This is a genomic window from Pseudomonas sp. HY2-MNA-CIBAN-0224 (genome assembly GCF_040310285.1).
In the GTDB taxonomy this organism is placed as follows: Bacteria; Pseudomonadota; Gammaproteobacteria; order Pseudomonadales; family Pseudomonadaceae; genus Aquipseudomonas; species Aquipseudomonas helleri.
Genome location: NZ_JBEOPQ010000043.1, coordinates 40,897 through 48,677, shown reverse-complemented (window position 1 = coordinate 48,677; position 7,781 = coordinate 40,897). Strand labels below are relative to the sequence as shown.

The 7,781-nt window shown below is 60.5% G+C and carries 4 protein-coding genes; 3 read left to right on the top strand and 1 reads right to left on the bottom strand.

Annotated elements, in window-relative coordinates:
* Positions 1–252 precede the first annotated feature (252 nt).
* A complete protein-coding gene (gene pap / locus AAEZ03_RS18175) occupies positions 253–1,779 on the bottom strand; it encodes a polyphosphate:AMP phosphotransferase (protein WP_123750424.1) in 1,527 nt (508 codons plus the stop codon).
* Positions 1,780–1,917: 138 nt separating this feature from the next.
* On the opposite strand from pap, the gene mnmC reads away from it, so the two are divergent.
* The 3 genes from mnmC (at position 1,918) to ngg (ending at position 7,727) form a co-directional block, all read left to right on the top strand.
* Entirely contained in the window at positions 1,918–3,897 is a 1,980-nt protein-coding gene (gene mnmC, locus AAEZ03_RS18170; protein WP_350580449.1) for a bifunctional tRNA (5-methylaminomethyl-2-thiouridine)(34)-methyltransferase MnmC2/FAD-dependent 5-carboxymethylaminomethyl-2-thiouridine(34) oxidoreductase MnmC1, read from the top strand.
* A gap of 308 nt (positions 3,898–4,205) precedes the next feature.
* Positions 4,206–5,978 (top strand): N-acetylglutaminylglutamine amidotransferase, encoded by a 1,773-nt coding sequence (locus AAEZ03_RS18165; protein ID WP_350580447.1) that lies wholly within the window; start codon positions 4,206–4,208, stop codon positions 5,976–5,978.
* A 3-nt stretch (positions 5,979–5,981) separates the two neighbouring features.
* Positions 5,982–7,727, top strand: a complete 1,746-nt coding sequence (ngg, locus tag AAEZ03_RS18160) for an N-acetylglutaminylglutamine synthetase (protein ID WP_350580445.1) — start codon at positions 5,982–5,984, stop codon at positions 7,725–7,727.
* The last annotated feature ends 54 nt before the right edge of the window (positions 7,728–7,781 follow it).

The window sequence follows — 7,781 nt, the reverse complement described above, 5'->3', positions numbered from 1 at the left end:
CACTTTGCGCTTTTCAAAGTGGCACGGCGTAAGGCCGGAACCCTAAGTGGCCGTTGCCGCAGCAACGGATATGTACATAAAAGCCAAAGCCCCCTCACCCTAGCCCTCTCCCGAAGGAGAGGGAACCGATTGGGGGATGCTGAAGATACTCGCTGTCCTGATTGCTGCGCGACAGCGCGGCGTCGAAGACGGGGCGGCCCCTCCTACAGATCGTATGAAATCGGATTCAGGAGGCGTAGCGCAGTTCAACGCCTAGATACGAATCATGGCCTTGCCCTTCTTAACGTGTTTGTCGCTTTTGGCAAACGCGGCTTCCAGCGCTTCGTTGATGGTGCGCAACACTTTGACCCGTGCACAGCGTTTGTCATTGGCCGCGACCAGTGTCCAGGGCGAAATTTCCGTGCTGGTGCGGTCAACCATGTCGCACACAGCGGTGCGGTACAGGTCCCACTTCTCGCGGTTACGCCAGTCTTCCTCGGTAATTTTGAAACGCTTGAACGGGATAGCTTCCCGCTCCTGAAAACGCTCCAGTTGCGTGTCTTTATCGATCGCCAGCCAGAACTTGACGACGATCACCCCCGAATTTTTCAGTTGTTCTTCGAAATCATTGATTTCGCCGTAGGCGCGCATCCAGTCGGCCTGGGTGCAAAAATCCTCGACCCGCTCTACCAGCACCCGCCCATACCATGAGCGGTCAAAGATGGTGAATTTTCCGCGCCCCGGGATCTGTCGCCAAAAGCGCCAGAGGTAAGGTTGTGCGCGCTCGTCCTGGGACGGCGCAGCAATCGGCACGATGTTGTATTGACGCGGGTCGAGTGCCGCCGCAACGCGGCGAATGGCACCGCCCTTGCCCGCCGCATCGTTGCCCTCGAACACCGTAATCAAGGCATGACGGCGCATGCGCTTGTCACGCATCAGGCCCGATAGCCGTGCCTGTTCGGTGACCAGTTGCTCTTTATAGTCATCCTTCTCCAGTACCTGGGTCATGTCCAGACAGTCGAGCAGGCTCAACCCATCTCGGCTTTCAGGCAGCAACGGCACGTTGATTGAGCGCGGGCGAGCCTTGGGTGCGCTTAACGCGGCTTGCAGCCCTTCGAGTAAAATCTTGCCCACGGTCAGGCCGCGGTAGTGCGGGTCTACACCCTCAACGATGTGCCAGGGCGCGTAATCACGGCTGGTGCGACGCAGTACACGCTCGCCGTAACGCACAAACTTGTCGTAGGTTTTGGATTGCTGCCAGTCCAGCGGGCTGATTCGCCAGCTGTGCAGCGGGTCATCCTTCAAAGCTTTGAGCCGTGCTTTCATTTGTTTTTTGGACAAGTGAAACCAGAATTTGAAAATGACCGCGCCTTCGTCACAGAGCATGCGCTCCAGGCGCTCGGCCCCGGTGATCGCTTGATCCAGCACCGCGTCCTTGATCACCCCGTGCACCCGGGCCTGGAGCATCTGGCTGTACCAATTGCCGAAAAACACGCCCATGCGGCCTTTGGCCGGCAAATGACGCCAGTAACGCCACGCCGGCGGACGCGCCAGTTCTTCGTCCGATTGCTGATCAAAGGTACGCACCTCAATCAGCCGAGGGTCCATCCACTCACTCAGCAGCTTGACTGTTTCACCCTTGCCAGCGCCCTCGATGCCGTTGATCAGCACAATCACCGCTGCGCGCTTTTGCTGGTGCAAGTCGTACTGCGCCTCAAGCAAAGCCTCGCGTAGGGCAGGAACTTCTCTGTCGTAGGTTTCTTTGTCGACGCAATGACCGATTTCTGCAGATTCGAACATGGAAAGCTCCCTGGCAAGATGTCACAAGCCTAGACGATTGATGCCTGCGCGTAACAACAAAACGCATAAAACTGTCATCAATCCGTCGTGCTGTGGCCGATCAGCTAGAATGGCCGCCTTGCCGATGCAGAGCCTCACATGACCATTGAAATGCCCAATGCCCAGCTCGACTGGGATGACCAGGGTCGCCCCCATTCGCGACTGTTTGACGACGTGTATTTTTCAGACAAGTCCGGCCTTGAAGAAACCCGTTACGTCTTTATTGAACAGAATGCCTTGCGCGAGCGCTTCAGCGCCTTGCCCGCAAACGCGCATTTTGTGATTGGTGAAACCGGCTTCGGGACCGGCCTCAACTTTCTCTGTGCGTGGCAACTGTTCGACGAAACGGCGCACCCTGAGGCCCGGCTGCATTTCATCAGTGCCGAAAAATACCCGCTGACCCGCGCTGACCTGCAACGCGCCCTCGCCCTCTGGCCGGAGCTGGCGCACTACAGCGAGCAACTGCTGGCCAGCTATTGGGCCATTCATCCGGGGTTTCAAACCCTAAGCCTGGCCAATGGCCGGGTCACGCTCACGCTGCTGATCGGCGATGCGCTGGAGCAACTGCCACAGCTCGATGCTCAAGTCGACGCGTGGTTTCTGGACGGCTTCGCGCCCGCGAAAAACCCGGACATGTGGACGCCAGAACTGTTCGCACAATTGGCCCGTTTGGCGGCTCCCGAGTCCACCCTCAGCACCTTTACCAGCACCGGCTGGGTACGCCGCGCCCTGAATGAGGCCGGGTTTAAAATGCGCCGCACGCCGGGTATCGGCCATAAGTGGGAGATCCTGCGCGGGGTCTTTCTCGGCCTGCCGGACACCGCTGCGCCCGGCGCCACGGTCAAACCCTGGTTCGCTCGCCCACCACAGATCAGCGGCCCGCGCACCGCGCTGGTGATCGGCGGTGGTTTGTCGGGTTGCGCCAGCGCCAACAGCCTGGCCAAGCGCGGCTGGAAGGTGCTGCTGCTGGAGCGTCACGAACGCTTGGCCAAAGAAGCCTCCGGCAACCCGCAAGGGGTGTTGTATCTCAAACTGTCCGCCCACGGCACGGCACTGTCGCAAATGATCGTCTGTGGCTTTGGCTACACCCGCCGCGTGCTCGAGCACTTGCAGCGCGGACGCGACTGGGATGATTGCGGCGTGTTGCAACTGGGCTTCAATGCCAAAGAGGCCGAGCGTCAGGAGCAACTGGCCGCTGCCTTCCCGCCCGCGCTGGTGCACGTGCTGGATCAACCCCAGGCACAAGCCTTGGCAGGCATAGACCTGGCCCATGGCGGGCTTTTTTACCCGGAAGGCGGCTGGGTGCATCCGCCCGCTTTATGCCAGTTTCAGACGCTGCACCCCAACGTCAGCGTCTTGACCCACCATGATGTGCTGCAACTCAATAAAGTGCAGGGCCAATGGCAGGCATGCCAGGGTGAACAGGTACTGGCCAGCGCACCTGTGGTGATTCTGGCCGGGGCGGCCGAGGTCAAACGCTTCCCGGCCAGCAGCGGTTTGCCGCTCAAGCGCATTCGCGGGCAAATCACCCAACTGCTCGAAACCCCGCAAAGCGCGGCGCTTAACACCGTGGTGTGCGCCGAAGGTTATGTGGCGCCGGGGCGTTTGGGCGAACACACGGTGGGCGCCAGCTTCGATTTTCATAACGAAGACCTGACCACCACACCTGAAGGCCATCAGGGCAATCTGGATTTGCTTGAAGAAATTTCGCCTGACCTGGTACAGCGTCTCGGCGGAGCAAACCTCAACCCGCAGACCTTGCAAGGCTGGGCCGCGTTTCGTTGCACCAGCCCCGACTACTTGCCGATTGTCGGGCCGCTGGCCGATCCCGAAGTATTCAGCCAGGCCTATGCCGTGCTCAGCAAAGACGCCCGGCAGGTGCCCGATACCCAATGCCCGTGGCTTGACGGTTTGTATGTCAACAGCGGCCATGGCTCACGCGGCTTGATCACCGCACCGCTGTCCGGCGAACTGCTTGCCGCCTGGATCAACGACGAACCCCTGCCTCTGCCCCGCCCCGTCGCCGAAGCCTGCCACCCCAACCGTTTTGCTGTGCGCGCCTTGGTGCGCAGGCTTTAGAACCGGCCTTCAACCCGGCAGTGCGCCCCCGCACTGCCGGGGCCAACCGCCCCTTGTGTAGACCCGATCCACGCCGCGAACAATCACCGTTGGTAAATTTTATTGAACGATCCAGACCACGATCACTCGATAAAACACGGTCATTCATCGCGGCGCGCGGCATTTTTATCGCCTGTGCGTCGTTTGGGCTGAAGGCATGGCAACCCGCCAAGTCTTCTCTAAACCGTGCCCGCGCTGCCCGCATCCCCTAGGGATGGCGACTGAAGCGGTAGTGACACACATGCCGAAATACCAAGGATTTACACACCATGTGCGGATTAGCTGGCGAGTTACGTTTTGATCATCAACCTGCCGACCTGGCGGCCATCGAACGCATCACCCACCACCTTGCTCCACGTGGCCCCGATGCCTGGGGTTTTCATAGCCAAGGGCCAATAGCCCTGGGCCATCGTCGTCTGAAAATCATGGATTTGTCGGACGGCTCAGCGCAACCCATGATCGACAACCAGTTGGGCCTGTCGCTGGCGTTCAACGGGGCGATCTACAACTTCCCGGAATTGCGCGCCGAACTGGAAGCACTCGGCTACGCCTTTTACTCCGGCGGCGACACCGAGGTCCTGCTCAAGGGCTACCACGCGTGGGGCGAAGCCTTGCTGCCCAAGCTCAATGGCATGTTCGCTTTTGCCATATGGGAGCGAGATGCAAAACGCTTGTTCATTGCCCGCGACCGTCTGGGCGTAAAACCCCTGTACCTGTCACGCACCGGCGAACGCCTGCGCTTTGCCTCCACCCTGCCCGCCCTGCTTAAAGGCGGCGATATCAACCCGATGCTCGACCCGGTCGCGCTGAACCACTACTTGAACTTCCACGCCGTGGTCCCGGCCCCGCGCACGCTGATTGCAGGCATTGAAAAACTGCCGCCTGCTACGTGGCTGCGCATTGACGCCGACGGCACCACCGAGCAGAAAACCTGGTGGACACTGCCCTACGGCCCGCATGCAGATGAGACCAATCTAACATTTGAAGACTGGCGCGAACGCGTACTGGACAGCACCCGTGAAGCCGTCGCCATTCGCCAGCGCGCTGCGGTCGATGTCGGGGTGCTGCTGTCAGGCGGTGTCGACTCCAGCCTGCTGGTCGGTTTGCTGCGGGAAGTCGGCGTACAAGACCTGTCGACCTTTTCCATTGGCTTTGCAGACGCAGGCGGCGAGCGCGGGAATGAATTCGAGTATTCGGACCTTATTGCCGAGCATTACGGCACCCGTCATCACCAGTTACGCATTGGCGAAAACGAAATCATCGAGCAATTGCCGGCGGCCTTCCGGGCCATGAGCGAGCCGATGGTCAGCCACGACTGCATCGCCTTTTACCTGCTGTCGCGCGAAGTCGCCAAACATTGCAAGGTGGTGCAAAGCGGCCAGGGTGCTGATGAACTGTTTGCCGGTTACCACTGGTACCCGCAAGTTGACGGCGCCAGCGATCCTTACGCGGCCTACCGCGAGGCCTTTTTTGATCGCAGCTATGCCGAGTACCAGGCCACGGTGCAGCCACAATGGCTGACCGCCAACGATGCTGCCGGTGACTTTGTGCGCGAGCACTTTGCCCAGCCCGGCGCGGATGCGGGCGTCGACAAGGCGCTGCGTCTGGACAGCACCGTCATGCTGGTGGATGACCCGGTGAAACGCGTCGATAACATGACCATGGCCTGGGGCCTTGAAGCGCGTACACCGTTTCTGGATTACCGCCTGGCGGAACTGTCGGCGCGCATCCCGGCACGTTTCAAGCTGCCTAACGGCGGCAAGCATGTGCTCAAGGAAGCCGCTCGCCTGGTGATCCCCAGCGAAGTCATCGACCGCAAAAAAGGCTATTTCCCGGTACCCGGTCTCAAGCATCTGGAAGGCAACACACGCAATTGGGTCCGTGATCTATTGCTGGACCCAAGTCAGGATCGCGGGCTGTTTCAGCCGGCCATGCTGGACCGCCTGCTGAGCCATCCGCAAAGCCAACTGACGCCACTGAACGGTTCCAAACTGTGGCAATTGGCAGCCCTGAATCTGTGGCTGAGCGAACAAGGAATTTGATCAATGAAACCCCTTGCCACCGCCTATAGCCAACGTTTACTGCGCGGGCAAACGCCCTCCTACGAGCGACTCCAGGCGCGCTTTGCCGAAGATGGCAGCGCGCTGGATACGCAACCGGTCGCCGTGCACTGCGGCTGGGGCCGCTTGCTGATCGGGCACACCTTCCCCGACCCGGCCCGCTTGGCCAACGAACTGCTGAACGAACAAGCCGGGGAACGCGATATCGCCCTGTATGTGGCCGCGCCGCAACAGGTCTTGGCGCAGTCACCGCAACAACTGTTTCTCGACCCTTCGGACACCTTGCGCCTGTGGTTCACCGATTACCGCCCGGCGACCCGGGTGTTTCGCGGTTTCCGCATTCGTCGCGTGCGCAGCGAAGCCGACTGGAGCGCGGTCAATGCCTTGTATCAGGCACGCAACATGCTGCCCGTCGATCCGGACTTGCTGACCGCGCGTCATAACGGTGGCCCGGTGTACTGGCTGGCCGAAGACGAGGACAGCGGCGCGGTCATTGGCAGCGTCATGGGCCTGAACCACCACACGGCATTCCATGACCCGGAAAACGGCAGCAGCCTGTGGTGCCTGGCGGTTGACCCACAGTGCTCGCGCCCCGGTGTCGGCGAAGTGCTGGTGCGGCACTTGGTCGAACACTTTATGAGCCGCGGTTTGAGTTATCTCGATCTGTCGGTGCTGCACAACAACCAGCAAGCCAAGAACCTCTACCGAAAATTGGGCTTTCGCACCCTGTCGACATTTGCCATCAAACGTAAAAACGGTATCAACCAACCGCTGTTTCTCGGCCCAGGCCCGGAGGCAGGGCTTAACCCGTATGCGCAGATTCTGGTCGAAGAAGCCTATAAACGCGGCATCGATGTGCACATCGATGACGCCAACGCCGGGCTGTTCACCCTCAGCCATGGCGGACGGCGCATTCGCTGTCGCGAGTCGCTGACCGATCTGACCAGTTCCATCAGCATGAGCCTGTGTCAGGACAAAAGTTTGACCCACAAAGTGCTGAGCGCCGCAGGTTTGAACGTGCCCACGCAACAACGCGCAGGCAATGCCGATGACAACCTCGCGTTTCTCGAAGAACACCTGCGGGTGGTGGTCAAACCGCTGGATGGCGAACAAGGCAATGGGGTGGCAGTTGATCTGCAAACCATTGAACACGTCCAGGATGCGATCAAGGCGGCGCAGGCTTTTGACAGCCGGGTGTTGCTCGAAAGCTTCCACGAAGGCCATGACCTGCGCATCGTAGTGATCGGTTATGAAGTGGTCGCGGCCGCCATCCGGCGCCCGGCGCAGGTTATCGGCGATGGCCAGCACAACGTCCGCCAATTGATCGAAGCCCAAAGCCGTCGCCGCCAGGCCGCCACCCAAGGCGAAAGCCGCATCCCGCTGGACGCCGAAACCCTGCGTGCCGTGCAAGCGGCAGGTTACGACTACGACAGCATTTTGCCTGCTGGCCAGTTGCTGGCGGTGCGTCGTACCGCCAACTTGCATACCGGTGGCTGCCTGGAAGACGTCACGGCCATCCTTCATCCGGTACTCGCCGATGCGGCCGTGCGGGCCGCCCGGGCGCTGGATATCCCGGTGGTCGGGCTCGACATGATGGTGCCTGGCGCCGACCAGCCCGAGTACGTGTTTATCGAAGCGAACGAGCGCGCCGGGCTGGCTAATCATGAACCGCAGCCCACCGCCGAGCGCTTTATCGACTTGCTGTTTCCGCACAGCCAGCCCGCCCCCTGAACAGCGGGGTCTGTTGACGTTTCTTCGCGCCTGCATTGAAGCGTCAACAGCCCC

Bases quoted from the DNA above. Each gene is read 5' to 3' on its own strand.
- ngg (WP_350580445.1), top strand. From the start codon at position 5,982: ATGAAACCCCTTGCCACCGCCTATAGCCAACGTTTACTGCGCGGGCAA.
- mnmC (WP_350580449.1), top strand. From the start codon at position 1,918: ATGACCATTGAAATGCCCAATGCCCAGCTCGACTGGGATGACCAGGGT.
- AAEZ03_RS18165 (WP_350580447.1), top strand. From the start codon at position 4,206: ATGTGCGGATTAGCTGGCGAGTTACGTTTTGATCATCAACCTGCCGAC.
- pap (WP_123750424.1), bottom strand. From the start codon at position 1,779: ATGTTCGAATCTGCAGAAATCGGTCATTGCGTCGACAAAGAAACCTAC.